Annotated in this window: 21 protein-coding genes and 2 pseudogenes; 9 read left to right on the forward strand and 14 right to left on the reverse strand. The window is 68.1% G+C overall.

The features are described from left to right. Position 1 precedes the first annotated feature (1 nt). The 9 genes from era to rpoZ all read right to left on the reverse strand — a co-directional run bounded on the left by era (position 2) and on the right by rpoZ (position 7,368). Positions 2-925, reverse strand: coding sequence for a GTPase Era (gene era, locus IEY14_RS21160; RefSeq protein WP_188912070.1), 924 nt, complete (start codon positions 923-925; stop codon positions 2-4). Beyond that, entirely contained in the window at positions 922-1,635 is a 714-nt protein-coding gene (gene rnc, locus IEY14_RS21165; protein WP_188912072.1) for a ribonuclease III, read from the reverse strand. Before rnc ends, era begins: the two co-directional genes overlap by 4 nt. Then, positions 1,623-2,375 carry a signal peptidase I gene (gene lepB / locus IEY14_RS21170; protein ID WP_188912074.1) on the reverse strand — a complete coding sequence of 251 codons (753 nt, stop codon included), beginning with the start codon at positions 2,373-2,375 and terminating at the stop codon, positions 1,623-1,625. Before lepB ends, rnc begins: the two co-directional genes overlap by 13 nt. 57 nt (positions 2,376-2,432) lie before the next feature. Next, entirely contained in the window at positions 2,433-2,882 is a 450-nt protein-coding gene (gene acpS / locus IEY14_RS21175; protein WP_188912078.1) for a holo-ACP synthase, read from the reverse strand. Next, positions 2,879-3,469 (reverse strand): DUF2062 domain-containing protein, encoded by a 591-nt coding sequence (locus IEY14_RS21180; RefSeq protein WP_188912080.1) that lies wholly within the window; start codon positions 3,467-3,469, stop codon positions 2,879-2,881. Before IEY14_RS21180 ends, acpS begins: the two co-directional genes overlap by 4 nt. Positions 3,470-3,472: 3 nt before the next feature. Next, positions 3,473-3,958, reverse strand: coding sequence for an NUDIX domain-containing protein (locus IEY14_RS21185; RefSeq protein ID WP_188912082.1), 486 nt, complete (start codon positions 3,956-3,958; stop codon positions 3,473-3,475). Positions 3,959-3,969: 11 nt separating this feature from the next. Next, positions 3,970-4,548: an orotate phosphoribosyltransferase gene (pyrE, locus tag IEY14_RS21190; protein ID WP_188912084.1), complete on the reverse strand. Its 579-nt coding sequence runs from the start codon at positions 4,546-4,548 to the stop codon at positions 3,970-3,972. 46 nt (positions 4,549-4,594) lie between these two features. Next, positions 4,595-6,817 carry a RelA/SpoT family protein gene (locus tag IEY14_RS21195; protein ID WP_188912086.1) on the reverse strand — a complete coding sequence of 741 codons (2,223 nt, stop codon included), beginning with the start codon at positions 6,815-6,817 and terminating at the stop codon, positions 4,595-4,597. Between the two features lie 137 nt (positions 6,818-6,954). Then, positions 6,955-7,368 carry a DNA-directed RNA polymerase subunit omega gene (rpoZ, locus tag IEY14_RS21200; protein WP_188912088.1) on the reverse strand — a complete coding sequence of 138 codons (414 nt, stop codon included), beginning with the start codon at positions 7,366-7,368 and terminating at the stop codon, positions 6,955-6,957. A gap of 242 nt (positions 7,369-7,610) precedes the next feature. Between rpoZ and IEY14_RS21205 the strand changes: the two genes are divergently transcribed. Both IEY14_RS21205 and IEY14_RS21210 read left to right on the forward strand, forming a co-directional pair. Continuing rightward, positions 7,611-8,204, forward strand: a complete 594-nt coding sequence (locus tag IEY14_RS21205) for a LabA-like NYN domain-containing protein (RefSeq protein WP_188912090.1) — start codon at positions 7,611-7,613, stop codon at positions 8,202-8,204. Between the two features lie 10 nt (positions 8,205-8,214). Then, positions 8,215-8,874, forward strand: a complete 660-nt coding sequence (locus IEY14_RS21210; protein WP_188912092.1) for a uracil-DNA glycosylase — start codon at positions 8,215-8,217, stop codon at positions 8,872-8,874. 6 nt (positions 8,875-8,880) lie between these two features. Here the strand turns inward: IEY14_RS21210 and IEY14_RS21215 are convergent, their stop codons facing one another. Beyond that, positions 8,881-9,498 carry a glutathione S-transferase family protein gene (locus IEY14_RS21215; RefSeq protein WP_244639615.1) on the reverse strand — a complete coding sequence of 206 codons (618 nt, stop codon included), beginning with the start codon at positions 9,496-9,498 and terminating at the stop codon, positions 8,881-8,883. 120 nt (positions 9,499-9,618) lie between these two features. Between IEY14_RS21215 and IEY14_RS21220 the strand changes: the two genes are divergently transcribed. After that, positions 9,619-10,095: an Lrp/AsnC family transcriptional regulator gene (locus IEY14_RS21220; RefSeq protein WP_188912094.1), complete on the forward strand. Its 477-nt coding sequence runs from the start codon at positions 9,619-9,621 to the stop codon at positions 10,093-10,095. Here IEY14_RS21220 and IEY14_RS21225 read toward each other — a convergent pair. Further along, positions 10,080-10,376 carry a hypothetical protein gene (locus IEY14_RS21225; RefSeq protein WP_188912096.1) on the reverse strand — a complete coding sequence of 99 codons (297 nt, stop codon included), beginning with the start codon at positions 10,374-10,376 and terminating at the stop codon, positions 10,080-10,082. The genes IEY14_RS21220 and IEY14_RS21225 overlap by 16 nt on opposite strands. Positions 10,377-10,409: 33 nt before the next feature. Between IEY14_RS21225 and IEY14_RS21230 the strand changes: the two genes are divergently transcribed. Beyond that, positions 10,410-11,330: a LysR substrate-binding domain-containing protein gene (locus IEY14_RS21230; RefSeq protein WP_188912098.1), complete on the forward strand. Its 921-nt coding sequence runs from the start codon at positions 10,410-10,412 to the stop codon at positions 11,328-11,330. Here IEY14_RS21230 and IEY14_RS21235 read toward each other — a convergent pair. Both IEY14_RS21235 and IEY14_RS21240 read right to left on the reverse strand, forming a co-directional pair. Beyond that, positions 11,303-11,977: a glutathione S-transferase family protein gene (locus IEY14_RS21235; protein ID WP_188912100.1), complete on the reverse strand. Its 675-nt coding sequence runs from the start codon at positions 11,975-11,977 to the stop codon at positions 11,303-11,305. The two genes, IEY14_RS21230 and IEY14_RS21235, sit on opposite strands and share 28 nt — an antisense overlap. A 4-nt stretch (positions 11,978-11,981) precedes the next feature. After that, positions 11,982-13,187 (reverse strand): pyridoxal phosphate-dependent aminotransferase, encoded by a 1,206-nt coding sequence (locus IEY14_RS21240; RefSeq protein ID WP_188912102.1) that lies wholly within the window; start codon positions 13,185-13,187, stop codon positions 11,982-11,984. A 185-nt stretch (positions 13,188-13,372) separates the two neighbouring features. Between IEY14_RS21240 and IEY14_RS21245 the strand changes: the two genes are divergently transcribed. From IEY14_RS21245 to IEY14_RS21255, 3 genes are all read left to right on the forward strand, one after another. Continuing rightward, on the forward strand, positions 13,373-13,993 hold the full coding sequence (locus tag IEY14_RS21245) for a glutathione S-transferase family protein (RefSeq protein WP_188912104.1): 621 nt from the start codon (positions 13,373-13,375) through the stop codon (positions 13,991-13,993). A 134-nt stretch (positions 13,994-14,127) separates the two neighbouring features. Further along, positions 14,128-15,045 carry a DMT family transporter gene (locus IEY14_RS21250; protein ID WP_188912107.1) on the forward strand — a complete coding sequence of 306 codons (918 nt, stop codon included), beginning with the start codon at positions 14,128-14,130 and terminating at the stop codon, positions 15,043-15,045. Continuing rightward, on the forward strand, positions 15,042-15,437 hold the full coding sequence (locus tag IEY14_RS21255; protein ID WP_244639616.1) for an acyl-CoA thioesterase: 396 nt from the start codon (positions 15,042-15,044) through the stop codon (positions 15,435-15,437). The genes IEY14_RS21250 and IEY14_RS21255 overlap by 4 nt, the downstream gene beginning before the upstream one ends. Positions 15,438-16,099: 662 nt before the next feature. Here IEY14_RS21255 and IEY14_RS26025 read toward each other — a convergent pair. Next, a complete protein-coding gene (locus IEY14_RS26025; protein WP_244639617.1) occupies positions 16,100-17,311 on the reverse strand; it encodes an extensin-like domain-containing protein in 1,212 nt (403 codons plus the stop codon). Positions 17,312-17,447: 136 nt separating this feature from the next. Here IEY14_RS26025 and uvrB point away from each other — a divergent pair. Both uvrB and IEY14_RS26330 read left to right on the forward strand, forming a co-directional pair. Beyond that, a pseudogene (gene uvrB / locus IEY14_RS21265) lies at positions 17,448-19,956 on the forward strand (excinuclease ABC subunit UvrB); the annotation flags it as partial. Between the two features lie 164 nt (positions 19,957-20,120). Next, a pseudogene (locus IEY14_RS26330) lies at positions 20,121-20,369 on the forward strand (hypothetical protein); the annotation flags it as partial. Between the last annotated feature and the right edge of the window lie 12 nt (positions 20,370-20,381).

Genomic DNA, 20,381 nt, shown 5'->3' on the forward strand with positions numbered 1-20,381 from the left:
GTCAGGTCGAGAAGTCGAGACCCATCTCGCGATAGCGATCGGGATCGTCGCCCCAGTTCTCGCGCACCTTCACGAAGAGGAAGAGATGCACGGTCTCCTCGGCCGCCTCGGCGATGTCGCGGCGCGCCGCCTGGCCGATCGCCTTGATCGTCTCGCCCTTGTGGCCGATCACGATCTTCTTCTGGCTGTCGCGCTCGACATAGATCGTCTGCTCGATGCGCACCGAGCCGTCCGGCTGCTTCTTCCAGAGCTCGGTCTCGACCGTGCTGGCATAGGGAAGTTCCTGATGCAGGCGCAGGAACAGCTTCTCGCGCGTGATCTCGGCGGCGAGCTGGCGGATCGGCAGGTCGGTGATCTGATCCTCGGGATAGTACCAGGGGCCCTCCGGCAGCGCCTCGGCGAGAAAGCCCATGAGGTCGCGGCAGCCCGAGCCGTTGAGGGCCGAGATCATGAAGACGCGCTCGAAGGCGATGCCGCGCTCGGTCAGGTCCTTGGTGAGGCCGAGAAGCTTTTCCCGCTCGATCCGGTCGATCTTGTTGAGCAGCAGCACGATGCGCCCACCGCTGTCCTTCAGCCGTTCGAGGACCGCCTCGACATCCTCCGAAACGCCGCGTTCGGCATCCATGATAAAGAGCACGATATCGGCATCCTTGGCGCCGCTCCAGGCGGTGCGCACCATGGCGCGGTCGAGCCGCCGCTTCGGCTTGAAGACGCCGGGCGCGTCGACGAAGACGATCTGCGTGCGGTTCTCGATGGCGATGCCGCGCACCAGCGCCCGCGTCGTCTGCACCTTGTGCGTGACGATCGAGACCTTGGTGCCGACGAGCTGGTTGACGAGCGTCGACTTGCCGGCATTCGGGGCGCCGAGCAGCGCCACGAAGCCAGAGCGCGTGTCGGTCGCGGCGGGGTTGGGGGTCTCGCTCAAGCCTCGTCTTCCTTCCACACCGCCTCGCGGATCAGAATCGCGGTGGCGGCCTCCTGTTCGGCGAGGCGGCGCGAGCGCCCCTGGCCTTCCGCCGGCGCCAGCCCGTCGATCACGGTGCGCACGGTGAATATCGGGTCGTGATCCGGGCCGGTCCGCGCCACGATCTCGTAGCGCGGCGGCACGGTGGTGCGGGTATGCACCCATTCCTGCAAGGCCGTCTTCGGGTCGCGCCGCGCCGTCGCGGCGGCGCCGAGCTTGTCCGCCCAGAAACGCAGGATGAAGCGGCGCGCGTCGTCCAGCCCATTGCCAAGATAGATGGCGGCGATGAGCGATTCCACCACGTCGGCGCGGATATTGCGGGTGCTGTCCGCCGGCATCTTCTTCAGGTCGCCGCCGCCGTGCCGGATGAAGTCGGGCAGACCGACCGCATCGGCGATCTCGGCGCAGGCATCGGCGCTGACGAGCTGGTTCAGCTTCAGCGATAGATCGCCCTCGCTCGATTTCGGGAACATCTCGAAGAGCTTCTCGGAGACGACGAGGCCGAGCACGCGGTCGCCGAGAAATTCCAGCCGCTCGTAATTGGTCGCGCCCTTGGCGGCGCGGTGGCTCGCATGGGTCAGGGCGCGTTCGAGCCGGGCGCGGTCGGCCACCCGAAAGCCGATCCGCCGCTCCAGCTCGTCCAGCGACTGGGAAAACTTCAGCTTAGCCATGTGAAGAAGCGGCCGAGCCGGAGATCGACGGGCCACTTCCAGAATTCGAGCGGTGAGTTGCCGCCGCCGACGGAGAAGAACAGGATCTGCGCCTTGCCGACGAGATTCTCCGCCGGGACGTAGCCGACGTCGAAGCGGCTATCGAGCGAGTTGTCGCGATTGTCGCCCATCATGAAATAATGGCCGTCCGGCACGACGAATTCGCGCGTGTTGTCGCCGGCCGAATTGGGGCTGAGGTCGAGCGTGATGTAGCTGACGCCGTTCGGCAGCGTTTCGCGGAATTGCTGCACCCGCGCGCCGTTCTCGTCGACGAACTCGCCCGCCGCCTCGCGCGGCACCGCCGTGCCGTTGAGATAGAGCACGCCGTCGCGCACCTGCACATGGTCGCCCGGCAGGCCGATGACGCGCTTGATGTAGTCGGTCTCCTCCTCGTGCGGCTTGCGGAAGACCACGATGTCGCCGCGCTCCGGCGCGCCGATCGCCGCGACCCGGCCCTCGAACGGCAGGTAGCCGACATAAGGGGGCAGCGAGGGGAAGGAATATCTGCTGAAGCCGTAGCTCCATTTCGAGACGAAGAGATAGTCGCCCTCGAGCAGCGTCGGCATCATCGAGCCGGACGGGATGGAGAAGGGCTGAAACAGGAGGGTGCGGATCACCAGCGCCAGCAGCAGCGCCTGCACCACCACCTTGATCGTCTCGCCGATCCCGCCGCTTGTCTTCGTTTCGGCCCGATCGACCATGCCTTGCCCTTCGCCCATTCCGCGCCGCGTGGCGCGGCCTTGCTTACTAACGATTCGTCAACCGGCCCGCAATGGCGCGGCCGCCTCGGCGCCCGCCGCCGCCCCAGCGGTGTCGGGCACCGCCTCGATCACCACGAAGGCCTGGGCGAGCGGGTGGTCGTCGGTGATGGTGAGATGGATGCGCGGCGCGTGGCCTTCCGGCACGATCGCCCGGAGCCGGGCGAGCGCGCCGCCGGTGAGGCGCATCGTCGGCGCGCCGCTCGGCAGGTTGACGACGCCCATGTCGCGCCAGAACACCCCTTGCGACAGCCCGGTGCCGAGCGCCTTGGCGCAGGCCTCCTTGGCGGCGAAGCGCTTGGCATAGGAGGCGGCGCGCGCCTTGCGTCGCTCGGACTTGGCCTGTTCCACCTCGGTGAAGACGCGGGCGAGAAAGCGCGCCCCGTGCCGCTCCAGCGCCTTCTCGACGCGGCGGATGTCGATGAGGTCCGAGCCGATGCCGACGATCATCGCGCCACCCCCGCCGCTTCCGGCGCAGCGCGGCGCTGGCGCTCGCGCAGATCCGCCATGCGCCGGGCGCGACGGTTCTGGAAGCTGCGCGCCGCGAGATAGACGAGCCCGTAGCCGAGAAGCGCGAAGGCGAGGCCGAGCGGCAGGCCGCCGATCAGCATCGGCTTCAGGACCGGCCCCCAGATGTCCTTGAGATCCATATGGGTGAGCGCGTGGGCGAGGCCCGGCGGCGCCTTGCCGTCCATCGGCTCGGCATTCAGGATCCAGCGCCCGAGCTCGTACATCGCGGCCCAGATCGGCGGATAGGTCAGCGGGTTGCCGACGCCGCAGCCGAGCGCCGCCGCCGCCATGTTGCCGGCGATCAGATAGGCGATGGCGAAGGCGATGAGGAAATGGAAGCCGACGAAGGGCGTGAAGGTCGCGAAGATGCCAGCCGCGATGCCCGCGCCGATCGCGTGGGGCGTCGCGTTGAGGCGCAGGACGCGCTTCTTCAGATAGGTCAGCGAACGGCGCCAGGACCGCCTCGGCCAGAGCCAGATGCGGAGCTTTTCCTTCCAGGTGGGTTTCACGCGCCGGCGGAACAGCATGCCTCAGTCTTCCGTCCCTGCATGTCCGGCCAAGAGATAGTCGCCGAGACGGTCGCGCAAGTAGGGCACGGCCTCCGGATCGCGCCGAAAGGTCGCGATCGGCATCAGCTGCCATTCCTCGCCCTCCTCGCCGAAGACGATGGCGCCGACATCCGTCGCCCGCAGCCGGCCGGCCAGGAACCAGGAGACGGCGCCGGGACGCACCGTGCTCGCATAGGCGCGGGCATAGAGGATGCGCTCGCGCGGCAGGGACAGGCCGAACTCCTCCCGCAGCTCGCGCAGGGCGCATTCGGCCGGCGTCTCGCCCCCTTCCCGGCCGCCGCCGGGCAGATCCCAGCAGCCCGGAAAGGGAATGCCCTCCTTCCGGTCGCGCCGGTAGACGAGGAGATCGTCGCCGAGAAGGAGCGCCAGCTTGGCGCCGAGAAAATCGTGCCCGCCGTCGAGGCTCGGGGCCGCGGCTGGATGCGGATCGGACGGCGGAAGGACCACGGTCGCGGCGCTCAGAGACCGCGGCTGCCGGGCTTGACGGGCGGCAGCGCCGCGAGCTCCGGCGGCAGCGCGTCGGCCGGATAGGCGGGCACCTCGTATTCGGCCAGCGCGATCAGCGGCACGCCGACCTCCGCCTTGCCGGCCGAGCGGTCGATGATGCAGCCGGCCGCGACCACCTCGGCCCCGAGGCCCTTCAGGCAGGCGACGGTCTCGCGGATGGAAAGGCCGGTCGTCACGATATCCTCGATCACGACGACGCGGGCGCCGGGCTCGATCTCGAAGCGGCGCAGGCGGAACTCGCCGTTCTCGCGCTCCACCCAGACCGCCGGAACCTTGAGATGGCGCGAGGTCTCGTAGGCCGGAATGAGCCCGCCGACCGCCGGACCGACGAGATAGTCGATCTTGCCCGGCACGGCGGCGCGCACCTTCTCGGCCAGGGCCCGGCACAGGCGCTCCGTCAGATCGGCATGCATGAAGACGCGCGCCTTCTGCAGGAAGACCGGGCTGCGCAGGCCGGAGGTCAGGATGAAATGCCCTTCCAGATAGGCGCCGGCCTGCCGGAAGATGTCGATCACCTCGTCGCGGGTCATGGAAGTCCTTGTCGATTCGAAAGGCGGGCCGGAGGCTGGCGCCGGCTCAACCGTTCATGCGCATCGCCTGCGAAACGCAAGGCTTGTTGCGCAACTGATTCAGCGTTCGCGTCAGATGCGCCAGATCCCACACTTCCAGATCGATGATCATGGTGGTGAAGTCCGGCGCGGTCTTCTGCATCGAAAGATTGTGGATATTGGCGTCGTTCGCCGCGATCGTCTCGGCGACCTCGGCGAGCGTGCCCGGCTCGTTCGATACCGAGACGCTGATGCGCGCCGGAAAGCGGATATTGGTCTCGGCATCGAGATCCCAGCGCACGTCCACCCAGCGTTCCGGCTTGTCGTCGAAGCTGCCGAGCGCCGGCGACTGGATCGGATAGATGGTGATGCCCTGCCCCGGCTCGAGAATGCCGACGATGCGGTCGCCCGGCACCGCGCCGTCGGGGCCGAAGCGCACCGGCGTGTCGACGCCGGCGCCCCGGATCGGCAGCGAGCGCCCGGCCTTCTCGGCCTCGGCGATCGTCGGTATGCGGAAGATCATGCCGGCGGCGGTGTGGAGGTGGAACCAGCCCTCCTCCTCGCTGCGCGGCACGAGCTTCGTCACGCGGCTGTCCTGGAAGTCGGGATGGACGGCGCGCAGGATGTCGGCCGTCGCGATCTCGCCGCGCCCGACCGCCGCCATCGCGTCGTCGATGTCCTTGTGGCCGAGCTTCGGCAGGAAGGGCTTCAGCGCCTCGCGCTGGAAGGTCTTGCCCGAGCGCTGGAAGGCGCGCGTCAGCATCTGCTGGCCGAGCCCGGCATATTGGCGGCGGATGGCGAGGCGCGTCGCCTTGCGGATCGCGGCCCGCGCCTTGCCCGTCACGGCCACCGTTTCCCAGGCGGCGGGCGGCGCGGCGCCCTTCGAGCGGATGATCTCCACCTCGTCGCCGTTCTGGAGTTCCGTCGCCACCGGCATGATGCGGCCGTCGATCTTCGCGCCGACGCAGGTGTCGCCGACATCGGTATGGACGGCATAGGCGAAGTCGATCGGCGTCGCGCCGCGCGGCAGGGCGATCAGCCGCCCCTTCGGCGTGAAGCAGAAGACCTGGTCCTGGAAGAGCTCCAGCTTGGTATGTTCGAGGAACTCCTCGGGATTGTCGCCTTCCGCCAGCTGCTCGATCGTGCGACGCAGCCAGGCATAGGCATTGCTCTCCTTGGAGATCCCCGACTTGCCGTCGACGCCGTTCTTCTGGGGCACGCCGTCCTTGTAGACGGAATGGGCGGCGACGCCGAGCTCCGCCACCTGATGCATCTCGCGCGTGCGGATCTGAAGCTCGACGCGCTGGCGCGACGGGCCGACGATCGTCGTGTGCAGCGAGCGGTAGTCGTTCTGCTTCGGGGTCGAGATATAGTCCTTGAAGCGGCCTGGGACCATCGGCCAGGTGCGGTGCACGATGCCGAGCGTGCGGTAGCAGTCGTCCTCGGAGGCGACGAGCACGCGGAAGCCGAAGATGTCGGAGAGCTGCTCCAGCGACAGCGCCTTGCGCTGCATCTTGGAGAAGACGGAATAGGGCTTCTTCTGCCGTCCCTTCACGCTCGCCTCGATGCCCTTCTCCTTCAGGCGCGCGGCGAGATCGGTCTCGATCTTGGCGATCGTGTCGGCATGTTTCTCGCGCAGTTCCGCGAGGCGCGTGGTGACGGTCGCGTAGGCATCCGCATTCACGTAGCGGAAGGCCAGATCCTCCAGCTCGTCGCGCATGTCCTGCATGCCCATGCGCCCGGCGAGCGGGGCATAGATGTCCATCGTCTCCTGGGCGATGGACAGGCGCTTTTCCGGCCGCATGTGATGCAGGGTGCGCATGTTGTGCAGGCGGTCGGCGAGCTTGACGAGAAGGACGCGGATGTCGTCGGCGATGGCGAGCAGGAGCTTGCGCAGATTCTCCGCCTGCTCGGCCTTCTTCGACACGAGGTCGAGCCGCTTCAGCTTGGTCAGCCCTTCGACGAGCTGGCCGATGCGGTCGCCGAAGAGCTGGTCGATCTCCTTGCGGGTGGCGTCGGTGTCCTCGATCGTGTCGTGCAGCAGCGCCGTCGCGATCGTCGCCTCGTCGAGGCGCATATTGGTGAGGATCGCCGCCACTTCGAGCGGATGCGAGAAATAGGGGTCGCCATTCACGCGCTTCTGCGAGCCGTGCTTCTGCATGGCGTAGACATAGGCTCGATTGAGCAGCGCCTCGTCGACCTCGGGCTTGTAGCTCGCGACCCGTTCGACGAGTTCGTATTGTCGCATCATCCGTGGAACGGCCGATCGAATATGGAAGGGGCGCCCGGCCGATGGCCGAACGCCCCCGCAATATAGGAACCAAAGGGTCCGCGCCGAAAGCCCGAAAGCTCGCGGGACATCGGAAAACTTCGCCCGCGGGCGAGGCTTCAGAAGTCCTCGTTCTTCTCGGGCGCGACGAGGCCCTCGATGCCGGCGAGAAGCTCTTCCTCACTCATGCGGTCGAAGGCGACGTTGTCGTCCTCTTCCTCGTCGGCCGCCGCCGACGCGACCGGAGTCGCAGCGCCCTCGGCGATCGCCGGGGCCGGCTGCGGCGGCGCTTCCGGCTCGTCCACCTCGACATGCTTCTGCAGCGAGTGGATCAGATCTTCCTTCAGGTCGTCCGGCGTCAGCTTCTCGTCCGCGATCTCGCGCAGCGCGACGACGGGATTCTTGTCGTTGTCGCGATCGACGGTGATCGGCTGGCCTTGCGCGATCTGACGCGCGCGATGGCTGGCGAGCAGAACCAGCTCGAAGCGGTTCTCGATCTTGTCGACGCAATCTTCGACGGTGACGCGGGCCATCCCTGTCTCCAGAATTCTTGTTCGTACGGGGTCAAGGGCTTGACATAGCCGCTCGACGCCTCGGACACAAGGGCACGGCGCGCCAAGGCTTGGGTCGCAAGGGCATTCAACCACAGCGATGTTGCAATGGCGAAGGGCCGATCTATGCTTCGGGCCGTCGATTCCGCCGCTCCGCCGCAGGCCCGGCGGATGCCGATTGCCGTTCCGCTGCCTCTCCCGACAGGGTCACGAAAAGGACATCAATGTTCGACTCCCGCGAAAAGATCGCCCTCTTCATCGACGGCGCGAATCTTTACGCCGCGTCCCGCAGCCTCGCCTTCGACATCGACTACAAGAAGCTGCTTCTGGCCTTTCAGCGTCGCGGCTACCTCCTTCGCGCCTATTACTACACCGCGCTGATCGAGGATCAGGAATATTCCTCCATCCGCCCCCTCATCGACTGGCTCGATTATAACGGGTATCGCGTCGTCACCAAGCCGGCCAAGGAATTCACCGACGCGACCGGTCGTCGCAAGGTGAAGGGCAATATGGACATCGAACTCACCGTCGACGCGATGGATCTGGTCGAGACGGTGGACCATTTCGTGATCTTCTCTGGCGATGGCGATTTCCGCCCGCTGGTGGAGGCGCTGCAACGGCGCGGCCGCAAGGTTTCGGTCGTCTCGACGCTCTCGACCCAGCCGCCGATGATCGCTGACGATTTGCGCCGGCAGGCCGATCACTTCATCGATCTCGTCAGCCTCAAGGCCGAGATCGGCCGCAGCGCCGCCGAGCGAGAGGCGCGGCTGGCGCGGCGCGCCGAGGCGATGCCCGAAAGCGAGGGCGACGAATACTGACGGCGCCGCCATGCAGGACCCGGAAGCCTCGGCCGAGCCCGATCGCGACTGTCCGCTCTGCCCGCGCCTCGTCGCCTTCCGCGAGGACTGGCGCGACAAGGAGCCGGACTGGCACAACGCGCCGGTCGCGCCCTTCCTGCCGGTCGGCGGCAGCGCCGCCGTTCGCCTGCTCGTCGTCGGGCTGGCGCCCGGCCTGCGCGGCGCCAACCGCACCGGCCGCCCCTTCACCGGCGACTATGCCGGCACGCTGCTCTACGAGACGCTGACCAAGTTCGGCTTCGCCAACGGGCGCTTCGCCGCGCGGACCGACGACGGCCTGGAACTCTTCGAGACGGCGATCGTCAACGCGGTGCGCTGCGTGCCGCCGGAGAACAAGCCGGTCCCGCCCGAGATCCATACCTGCCGCCAGTTCCTGACCGGGCCGATGGCGAGTTTCGGCAATCTCCGGGCGATCGTGACGCTCGGCCGCATCGCGCATGATTCGACGCTGCGGGTGCTGGGCGTGAAGCTGAAGGCGGCGCCCTTCGGCCATGGCGTCCTGCACGAGGTCGCCGGGCTGCGCATCGTCTCCAGCTACCATTGCTCGCGCTACAACACCAATACCGGCGTCCTCACCACAGAGATGTTCGAGGACGTCTTCGCCAAGGCCGCCGCGATCCTCAAGGGCTGAGCGGCCTCACGGTGCTGCGGCGAGAAAGGCCGGCAGCCCTTCCGCCCGCGCCGCGAAACCTGCAAGACGCGGATGGAGCGCCGGATCGGCGAGCTCCGGCCGCATGCCGGCCGCGAAACTCCAGACGACGGCGAGCGTCACGTCGGCCTGGCTCGGCTGCGGCCCGAACAGCCAGCCTTCCCGCGCTCCGATCTCGGCCTCGAGCGCCGCGAAGCCGGCGCGCGCCTGGCCGCCCACCCGGTCGAGCCAGGGCGCGTGCCGCTTCTCCTCCGGCCGCAGCCGAAACTCGTAGACGGTCTGCACCACCTTCTCGCAGGCCGCGAGGGCGAGGCCGATAAGGTGCTGAGAGCGGGCATGGTCGGCGAGCGACACCGGCGTCAGGCGCATCGCGGCCGGCGCCAGCCGTTCGGCGAAGTCGAGGATCAGCGTCGAATCCATCAGCACCACGCCGTCCTCGGTCACGAGGCTCGGCGCCTTCACCACCGGATTGATCGCGGCGAAGGCGTCGAAATCGCCGAAGACGGACAGCGGCTCATGCGCGAAGGGAAGCTCCATCAGATGGAGGGACACCGCGACGCGCCGCACATAGGGCGAGTCCAGCATGCCGATCAGCCGCATCGTCATTCTTCGTCTCCTCGATCTTCACCGCTGGAAGGAAAGACGAGATTGGCAGGTCGCGCGCCGGGATGGCATGGCAAGCCATCGGCATCCGACGCCTTTCGCCGATGATTCGAAGGTCCGCCCATGCGCCCAGCGCCCGATCTCGACGACAAGGATGTCGCCATCCTCGAAATCCTGCAGGAGGACGGGCGAATCGCCCTGTCGGAACTCGGCCGCCGCATCGGCCTGTCGCAGCCGGCGATGTCGGAGCGGGTGCGGCGCCTGGAGGATTGCGGCATCATCGCCGGCTATGGCGCGCGCATCGATCGCGAGGCGCTGGGCCTCGGCATGACGGCGATCATCCGGCTGAAGACGGCGCACGAGCATATCCGGGCCTGCCTGAAGCAGTTCGAGGACCTGCCCTTCATCCGCGAGGTGGACCGCGTCACCGGCGAGGACTGCTTCGTGCTGAAGGCGATCGTCCCGAAGCCCGCCGATCTGGCGAAGATCGTCGACGCGATCGGGCGCTTCGGACCGGTGACGACCTCGGTCGTCCTGAAGAGCGAGCCGGCCCGGATCATCGGCCGCGATCTCATCCGCGCCGCTCAGAAGCGGTCGTGAGGAGACACCGGCGGGCGGCGCATCGACTGCCGCGTCGGGCGGCCGTCGCGCAGACCGAGATCGCGATGCAGCCAATGCGGCGCCTCATCAAGGTCGATGACGGCGCGGCGCCAGCGGATATCGCCGAGTCTCGCCATCGCCAAGACAAGCCGCGTCGTCGCGGACAGCCAGCGCCATCCGCCGACGCGGCCGGGAAAGCCGCGCATCGTCTTGATCTCCGGTGAAGCGGGGCCTGTCGCGCCGCAGGCGAGAAGATGCGGTCCGCCCGCTTGCATCACCAACGAAAGCTTCGGCATCATGCATAAGGAGGCCTTATGCAGAAGCGTCACGACATTCCGCCGCTCGCCGCCGTCCGCGTCTTCGAAGCGGTCGCGCGGCATCTGAGCTTCACCCGCGCCGCAGAGGAACTCGGCATGACGCAGGCAGCCGCCTCCTATCAGGTGAAGCTGTTGGAGGAGCGGCTCGGTCAGTCGCTCTTCGTGCGACGCGCCCGACGGATCGACCTGACGGATGCCGGACGACAGTTGGCGCCGGCCATCACCGACGCCTTCCAGCGCATGTCGGCGGCCTTCGCGCAAATCCATGCCCAGACCGGCGCACTTCTGTCACTGAAGGTGCATCCGACCTTCGCCGCCCGCTGGCTCGCGCCGCGCATCGGCTTGTTCCAGTTGCGTCATCCGGAATTTGCCGTCCGCATCACAACGTCGGTCGAGGCGCCAAACTTCGCGACCGAGGAGATCGACGTCGCCTTCAGCTGGGGTTCCGGCAACTGGCCGGGGCATGTGGCGCATCCGGTGGTGGAGGATCGCTTCACGCCGATGCTGACCCCGGGATTGCTGGCGCGGATCGGATCACTGACGGAGCCCGCCGCCTTGCTCGAACATCCCCTGATCGATCCGGGCGATCCATGGTGGGACATCTGGTTCGCCGCCGCCGGCGTCGCGCGCCCGCCTTTCGACCAGTCGAAGCGCCTGCGCTACGGCCTGCAGTTCCTCGAAGGTCAGGCGGTGCTGGCGGGACGCGGTATCGGCCTGCTGACACCAGCCTTCTTCGCCGACGAGTTGCAGGCCGGCGTCCTTGTACAGCCCTTCGATCTGGTCTGTACCAATGGCGAGATCTGCTGCCTCGTCTACCCGGAAGCGCGCCGCAACTTGCCGAAGATCAAGATCTTTCGCGAATGGGTCCTCGGCGAGATCGCGGCCTGTGGTCAGGCGCCGGCGAGCCGCGTCTCGTAGGGCTCGATCCGCCATTCGTCCGGCTCGCGCGCGGCCTCCGCGAACCAGCGCCGGATCAGCGGATGGTCGTGCACATGATCGACATAGGCGGCGGCGCGGGGCGGCAGGTCGATCGCCCAGGTGCGGAACCGCGTCGCCACCGGCGCGAACATCGCGTCGGCGATGCCCATCACCGGCCCGTGCAGGAACGGCCCGCCGCTCATGTCCAGAAGCTCGTCCCAGAGCGCGACGACACGGGCGATGTCCTTCGCCGCGTCCTCGTTCATCTGGGCGTCGCGCGCCGCCTCCCCCGCCCGGCCGCCCATGATGGTCGGAAAGCCGCGGCGCAGCGCCTGGAAGCCGCTATGCATCTCGGCAGAGGCGCTGCGCAGCGCGGCGCGCTGCACCCGGTCCTCCGGCCAGAGGCTGGGCGAGATCTCGGCGCAATATTCGCAGATCGCGAGGGAGTCCCAGATCCGCGCGCCGTCATGTTCGAGATAGGGCACGAAACCGGCGGGCGTCGCCGCCTTGACCTCCGGCGTCGCGCCGCCGGCCAGGGCGATCACCACCTCCTCCACCGGAAGGCCCGCGAAATGCACCGCGAGCCAGCCGCGCAGCGACCAGGAGGAATAGCGCTTCGAGCCGATGAAAAGCCGTCCCTCCTTCATCGGATCAGGCCCGGAGCGAGGCGCAGAAGCGCTGGATGCGGGCGCAGGCCTCCTCAAGGAGAGCCTCGGACGTGGCATAGGAGATGCGGAAGTTCGGCCCGAGGCCGAAGGCCGAGCCATGCACCACGGCGACGCCTTCCGCCTCCAGAAGCTCGGAGACGAAGTCCTCGTCCGTCGCGATCACCTTGCCGCCTTCCGTCTTGCGGCCGATGAGGCCCTGGCAGGACGGATAGACATAGAAGGCGCCTTCCGGCGTCGGGCATTCGAGGCCGTTCGCCTGGTTCAGCATCGAGACGACGAGGTCGCGGCGGCGCTGGAAGATCTCGCGGTTCTTCGGGATGAAGTCCTGCGTGCCGTCGAGCGCCTCGACCGCCGCCCATTGGGCGATGGAGCAGGCGCCGGAGGTCTGCTGGCCCTGGATCATGTCCATCGCCTTGATGAGGTTCAGCGGGCCGCCGGCATAGCCGATGCGCCAGCCGGTCATGGCATAGGCCTTGGACACACCGTTGATGGTGAGGGTGCGCTCGTAGAGCGCCGGCTCCACCTCGGCGGGCGTCGTGAAGGTGAAGTCGCCATAGACGAGATGCTCGTACATGTCGTCGGTCATCACCCAGACATGCGGATGGCGCAGCAGCACGTCGGTCAGCGCCTTCACCTCGGCGCGCGTATAGGCGGCGCCCGTCGGGTTCGAGGGCGAATTGAAGATGAACCACTTGGTCTTCGGCGTGATCGCCTTGTCCAGCGCTTCCGGCGTCAGCTTGAAATTGCTTTCGATGCCGGCCTCGACGAAGACCGGCGTACCGCCGCAGATCGCCACCATCTCGGGATAGCTCACCCAGTAGGGCGCCGGGATCACCACCTCGTCGCCGGGATTGAGCGTCGCCATGAAGGCGTTGAACAGGACCTGCTTGCCGCCCGTTCCGACGATGGTCTGGGCAGCCGTGTAGTCGAGATTGTTCTCGCGCTTGAACTTGCGGGCGATCGCCTCCCGCAGCGGCTGGATGCCGGCGACCGGCGTATACTTCGTCTCGCCGCGCGCGATCGCCTCGACGGCGGCCTGCTTGATATTGTCGGGCGTGTCGAAATCCGGCTCGCCGGCGCCGAGGCCGATGACGTCCCGCCCCTTGGCCTTCAGCTCGCGCGCCTTCTGGCTGACCGCGATCGTGGCGGACGGCTTCACGCGGTCGAGGGCATCGGCGAGAAAGGCCATGGTGAGGCTCCGGCGTTCGGATCAGACGACAAACGGCTTGGCTCTAGTGCGCCTCCCGTATGGGCGCAAGGCGCGATCGGCCGCGATCCATCAATTCTCGTGATGGGCCGGATGCATGCCAGGAATTGGCGTCCGCCCCCGCCGGCTGGCACCATGCCGGCGACGAAGCAGAAGGAGCCGGCGCGATGCTGACGATCTACGGGCGACACGATTCCGGCAACTGCTACAAGCCGCGCCTGCTCCTGGCCCTGCTCGACCGGCCGTTCCGCCATGTCGAGGTGGATTCGGAGGCGGGCGAGACGCGCGCCCCCGGCTTCCTGGCGAAGAATCCGAACGGCAAGATCCCCCTCATCGAATTCGAGGACGGGCGCTTCCTCGCCGAATCGAACGCGATGCTCGTCCATCTCGGCGAAGCAACACCTTTCGTTCCGGCGAATGCCTTCGCCCGGGCCAAGATGTTCGAATGGCTGTTCTTCGAGCAATATAGCCACGAGCCCTTCGTCGCGGTGCGGCGCGCGCTCCTCGTCTATCCCGGCCGCGCGGCGCAGGCGACGCCGGAGCGATTGGAAGCGACGCTGAAGGGCGGCGAGACGGCCTTCGCCGTCATGGACCGGCAGCTGAAGGACACGCCCTTCCTCGCCGGGGAGACGCCGAGCCTCGCCGATCTCGCCCTCTTCGCCTATAGCCATGTCGCGGACGAAGGCGGCTTCGACCTCGCGAAGTTTCCGGACGTGTCGGCCTGGCTGCGCCGCGTCGCCGCCCTGCCCGGCTTCCGGCCGATGAGCTGGCTGCCGGCGGCGGCCTGAGAAGCGCAGAGCACCCGCGCCGGCAGGTCTTCCATCCGCCGGCACGGAAACAAGCCGTCCCCTCCATCCGGAGATCCGGATTTGTCTTGCCGGACAACGCGCGGTAGGCAGGGCCGCAATCCGGGAATCGCTCGATGAGCCGCGTTCAGGCCAATCTCCTCCTGCTCCTCACCGGCGCGATCTGGGGCATGGGCTTCGTCGCGCAGTCCAGCGCGATGGCGAGCCTCGGCCCCTGGAGCTTCACCTGCGCGCGCTTCGCGCTGGCCGCCCTGACGCTCCTGCCTTTCGCGCTGTGGGAATCCCGCCGGGCCCGGCATCGGCTCGCGCCGCGCGAGTTCGCCGGCTTCGCGCTCTGCGGCGCGATGCTCTTCGCCGGCTCGATCCTCCAGCAGCTCGGCCTGCTTTCGACGACGGTCACCAATTCCGGCTTCCTCACCGGCCTCTATGTCGTGCTGACCCCGGCGGCGGCGCTGCTGCTGGTTCGGCGCCGGCCGCATTGGGTGGTCTGGCCGGCGGCCGGGCTGGCTCTCGTCGGCCTGCTCCTGGCCAGCGGCGGTCGGCTCGACGCCATGGGCGGCGGCGACGCGCTGACGGTGGCCTGCGCGGCGGGCTTCGCCTTCCAGATCGTGCTCGTCGGCCTCTTCGCCGGGCGGAGCGGCCGGCCGCTGACCTTGAGCGCGGTGCAGTTCGCCGCCGCCGCCGCGCTCGGCCTGCCGGGCATGCTGGCGATCGACGGCCTCCAGACGGCGGGCCTTATCGCCGCCTGGCCGCAGGTCTTCTACGGCGGCTGCATCTCGGCGGGCCTCGCCTTCACTCTTCAGACGATCGGCCAGCGCTGGACGACGGCGCCGCAGGCGGCGATCTTCCTGTCCTCGGAAGCGGTCTTCGCGGCCTTGTTCGGCGCGATCTTTCTCGGCGAGCGCATCGCGCCGATCGGCTATTTCGGCTGCCTGCTCATCCTCTGCGCCATGCTGGCCGTGGAACTCGTGCCGCTGCGCTGGCCGCTTCGAGCGAAAACTGGCGAAACGACCATGGAGACGGCGGCGCGATGACGGACGAGATGGGGCCGAGCGAGCCGATCGGCGAACTCACCATGCGCCTCCAGGCGCTGCCGGCCGACGCCAATGCCGATGGCGACGTCTTCGGCGGCTGGGTCGTGGCGCAGATGGATCTCGCGGCGGCGGTGCGCGCCAACGAGCGCGCCGGCGGCCGCGTCGCGACGGTGGCGATCAACGCGCTGGCCTTCAAGAAGCCGGTGAAGATCGGCGACGTCCTTGCCGTCTACACGACGATCGAACGCGTCGGCCGCAGCTCGATCACGCTGATGGTCGAAGCCTGGGCCCAACGCCACCTGACGCGCAATCTCGTCAAGGTGACGGAAGGCAGTTTCGTGATGGTCGCCCTGGATGCGGACGGCAAGTCGCGGGAAGTGCCGGCGGGCTGAGACGATCGTCGCGTTCGCCGGAAGGCGCCAACATCGAAGCCGCTTTCTTCTTCCCTGCGGGGAGACGTACCCGGCAGGGCGATGAGGGGTCGGCGCAGCCAAGCGGCTTGTGGATCATCTCCACCGCCGCCTGCCCCTCACCTGGCCCTTCGGGCCACCCTCTCCCCGTTGGGGAAAGGAGAGGCGCCTTTCCTTCCCCCAAGGTGCTTTGCATCAACCGCTTCTCCGGCTCCGAATGAGGTGGAAGCCGCAAAGCTTCCTCCTTCTCCCGAGCCGGGAGAAGGTCGCGGCAGCGGGATGAGGGAATGACGGGCGCCGGCGTTTGCGCCCCATGGCAGGTGTCGACGCTTGCGCCCTACGTCTCCCTCACCCGCCTGCCGGCACCCTCTCCCGACTCGGGAGAGGGACGCGGTTGCCTCGCCGCCGCACGCCGGCATCGGCTGCTTCTTCGGTGCCTTGCGAGACGAAGCCGCGCCACCGCTTTCTTCTCCCCTGCGGGGAGAAGTGCCGGCAGGCGATGAGGGGTCGGCGCAGCCGAGCGGCCTCTGAAAAATCTCCACCGCCGCGTGCCCCTCACCCGGCCGCTTCGCGTCCACCCTCTCCCCGCTGGGGAGAGGAAAGGCGCCCTTCGGCCGATCGACCAGTATTTCGAGAAGGCCGGCCTACTTGCACACCCCGCGCCGCCGCTGCTTCAGGTCGAGATGCAGATGGTCGGCATGGTCGCGGTTGTAGCCGGGGCCGAGGACGGTGCCGAAATAGCGGCAGGCGCTGGTGCGCACGCGCTGCTGGAAGCTCTTCTCGCTGACGTCGAAGACGCCCTTCTTGCGCACGTCGAAATTCGTGCCGTCGGCGAGCTGGAAGCCGGCGACGTCGATGGCGTTGCCCGAGGCGTGCTCGCTGACCGTCCGCGTGCCGGCGATGCGCGAGCAGCGATAGGACGAGGCGTTGTAGAGCGCGATCGGCTTCTTCCACAGCGCCGACTGCGCCGCCGGCTTCACCTCGTTCGACACCCATTGCGACACGCGCAGAGCGGCCATGCAGTTGAGGACGCCGGCCGGCTTCATCGCGACGCCGGGCGAGATCTCCGTCACCTTCACCGGATATTCGATGCCGCAGCTCCGCCCCTGGCCGATCGAGCGCACGTCGACGAAGCGCACGCCGAGCTTGGAGAGCGCCTTGCGGCACATGGCCTCCATGCGCGGCATGGTCTGGTAGCCGGTCGGCGTCTCGTCCTCCAGCGCGCCGCGCCCCGGCAGGTCGCTGGCATCGGTGCGGCTGCGCGCCGAGGGCATCGGCTCCAGCGAGGCATAGCTCGGCAGCGACTTCGCGGCGTTGCGGCGCGGCTTCGGCAGGCCGGGCGTCACGCTCTTCAGCCCGTCCCAGGGATCGACGGTCGGCGGCGCATAGGCGACGGCCTCGTCCTCCTCCGGCGGCGGCGGGACGACCGGCGCGGCGGCGCGCGGCGGCGTGGCGGCCTGCGCCTTCGCGAGCTTCGAGGGCTTGGCGGCGCGGGCCGGCGGCTCATCCGCCTCGCCCTCCGATTCGCGGCCCTCGCCCTCCTCCACCTCCTCGCCGGGCGCGACGAGCACCGGCGCATGCGGCTTCGGCGGCCGGATGCCGTCGACATAGGGGGCCTGGATGATGTCCTGCACCTGCGGCACCGGCTTCTCGCCGTTGAGGCCGATGGACGGCACATAGACGAGATGCTCGCCGGGCTTGGCCGGCTCCGGCACCGGGCCGCCCCAGACGAGACGGGTGGAGCCGGTGATCAGCGAGGGATCGACATCCTCGGCGAAGGCGACCACGGCGCCCGTCGCCGCAACACACACGGCGACGGACGCGGCTGCGGGCCATCCGCCCAAACGAAACATCATGGGATGGCCTCCTCTTCCGCGGCACTCGAGCGGATGGGCAGGACTATGGGCAAAGATGGTAAGCGAATGGTGAACGCCGCCGGTTCGGTGCGTCGCCCCCCTTTCTCATTCGCGTTCCGTTCTCCATATTGGCGCCATGGCCAAGCCCACCCAGAAGCAGCCCCGCCGCTCGCCGATCCTCGACTATTCGGACGCCTCCGAACCGCTCCATCCCGGCTTCGGCGAGGCGCCGCAGGCGGGTTTCGAGGGCGCGCCGCTGGACGGGCCGATCTCCGGCTGGGCCGACCAGATCGCCCAGGATCTGGAAGTCCAGGCCGAGAAGGCCGCCGCGAAGAAAAGCGCCAGGGCCGAAACGAAGCCGGCTAGGCAAGCGGCGCCGAAGCCGGTGAAATCGGCGCGCGGCACCTCGATGGGCGCGACCACCGATCCGAAGCAGCGAGCGAAGGCCGGGCTCAATCCGGTCGCCGGCATGAATGTCAGCCTGGAAGACGCGAGCGCCCTGCCGCAATCCGGCGTCACCGCCACGGTGGAGGCGCTGTCGAAGCTGATCGAGAGCGGCAATCCGCTGTTCAAGAACGGCGAGATGTGGCTGCCGCACCGCCCGGCCCGGCCGGACAAGTCGGAAGGCGGCATCCGCTTCAAGATCGAATCGGAGTTCCAGCCGGCCGGCGACCAGCCGACGGCGATCGCCGAGCTCGTGTCCGGCATCCAGGAGGGCGAGCAGACGCAGGTGCTGCTCGGCGTCACCGGCTCGGGCAAGACCTTCACCGTCGCCCAGGTGATCGAGGCGACGCAGCGCCCCGCCCTCATCCTGGCGCCGAACAAGACGCTCGCCGCCCAGCTCTATGGCGAATACAAGAACTTCTTCCCGAACAACGCGGTGGAGTATTTCGTCTCCTATTACGACTACTACCAGCCGGAAGCCTATGTGCCGCGCTCGGACACCTATATCGAGAAGGAATCCTCGATCAACGAGCAGATCGACCGCATGCGCCACGCGGCGACGCGCGCGCTGCTCGAACGCGACGACGTGATCATCGTCGCCTCGGTCTCCTGCATCTACGGTATCGGCTCGGTCGAGACCTATACGGCGATGACCTTCCAGATGGCGATCGGCGACCGGCTGGACCAGCGCCAGCTCCTCGCCGATCTCGTCGCCCAGCAGTACAAGCGCCGCGACATGGACTTCACCCGCGGCTCGTTCCGCGTGCGCGGCGATACGATCGAGATCTTCCCCGCCCACCTGGAGGACCGCGCCTGGCGCATCTCGCTCTTCGGCGACGAGATCGAGGCGATCCACGAATTCGATCCGCTGACAGGCAAGAAGACCGACGACCTGAAGTCGGTGAAGATCTACGCCAATTCCCACTACGTGACGCCGCGCCCGACGCTGCAGCAGGCGGTGAAGGCGATCAAGGAGGAGCTGCGCCTGCGGCTGGTCGAGCTGGAGAAGGCCGGCCGGCTGCTCGAGGCGCAGCGGCTGGAACAGCGCGTCACCTTCGACATCGAGATGATCGAGGCGACGGGCTCGTGCAACGGCATCGAGAACTATTCGCGCTATCTCACCGGCCGCCAGCCCGGCCACCCGCCGCCGACGCTCTTCGAATATCTGCCGGACAACGCGCTGGTCTTCATCGACGAGAGCCATGTCACGATCCCGCAGATCGGCGCGATGTATCGCGGCGACTTCCGCCGCAAGGCGACGCTGGCCGAATACGGCTTCCGCCTGCCCTCCTGCATGGACAACCGGCCGCTGCGCTTCGAGGAATGGAACGCGATGCGCCCGCCGACGGTCGCTGTCTCGGCGACGCCCGGCAGCTGGGAGCTCGGCCAGTCCGGCGGCGTCTTCGCCGAGCAGGTGATCCGCCCGACCGGCCTCACCGATCCGCCGGTCGAGGTGCGCCCGGCCCGCTCCCAGGTGGACGATCTTCTCGGCGAGATCCGCGAGACGACCGCCAAGGGCTATCGCGTGCTCTGCACGGTGCTGACCAAGCGCATGGCCGAGGACCTGACGGAATATCTGCACGAGCAGGGCATCCGCGTCCGCTACATGCATTCCGACATCGACACGCTGGAGCGCATCGAGATCATCCGCGACCTGCGCCTCGGCGCCTTCGACGTGCTGGTCGGCATCAACCTGCTGCGGGAGGGTCTCGACATCCCCGAATGCGGCCTCGTCGCCATTCTCGATGCCGACAAGGAAGGCTTCCTGCGCTCGGAGACCTCGCTGATCCAGACGATCGGCCGCGCGGCGCGCAATGTCGACGGCAAGGTGATCCTCTATGCCGATCACGTCACCGGCTCGATGGAGCGGGCGATGGCCGAGACCAACCGGCGCCGCGACAAGCAGGAGGCCTACAATGCCGAGCACGGCATCACGCCGCAGAGCGTGAAGGCACGCATCGCCGATATTCTCGATTCCTATTACGAGAAGGATCACATGCGCGTGGAGGCCGGCCCGCTGGTGGCCGAGGGCGCTCTCGTCGGCAATAATCTCAAGGCGCATCTGGAGCATCTGGAAAAAGACATGCGCAACGCCGCCGCCGATCTCGACTTCGAGCGGGCGGCCCGGCTGCGCGACGAGATCAAGCGGCTTCAGGCGACGGAACTCGCCATCGGCGCCGATCCGATGGCGCGCGAGCGCGATGTCGCGATGTTCGTGGACGAGAGCGAGGGCGGCCCCTCCCGCGCCCGCAATTCCGGCGGCCGCGCGCCGCGCGCGAAATCCTCGGGCCCCAACCGGCAGAACCCGCGCTTCGGCCCGAACGGCGAGCCGCTGGCCGCCCGGCTCAAGCCCGACGAAGGCTCGACCTATTTCCAGAAGCCCTCGCTGGACGACATGGGCCCCGGCACCGACCTCCCCGCCCCGAACCGCCCCTCGCTCTTCCGCAAGAACACGCTGGACGAAATGACGGTGCGCCGCACGGAAACGCCCAGCGGCGCCGACGACGCCAAACCCGTGCGCCGCGAACGCGTGGGGATCGGCTCCTACGAGGATCCGGGCGACGAGAAGCGCCGGAAGCGCCGGCCGTCGAAGACGGGACGGCCGGGGCGGTGATTTTGAGGCGCC

This window comes from Aureimonas endophytica (genome assembly GCF_014642635.1).
In the GTDB taxonomy this organism is placed as follows: Bacteria; Pseudomonadota; Alphaproteobacteria; order Rhizobiales; family Rhizobiaceae; genus Plantimonas; species Plantimonas endophytica.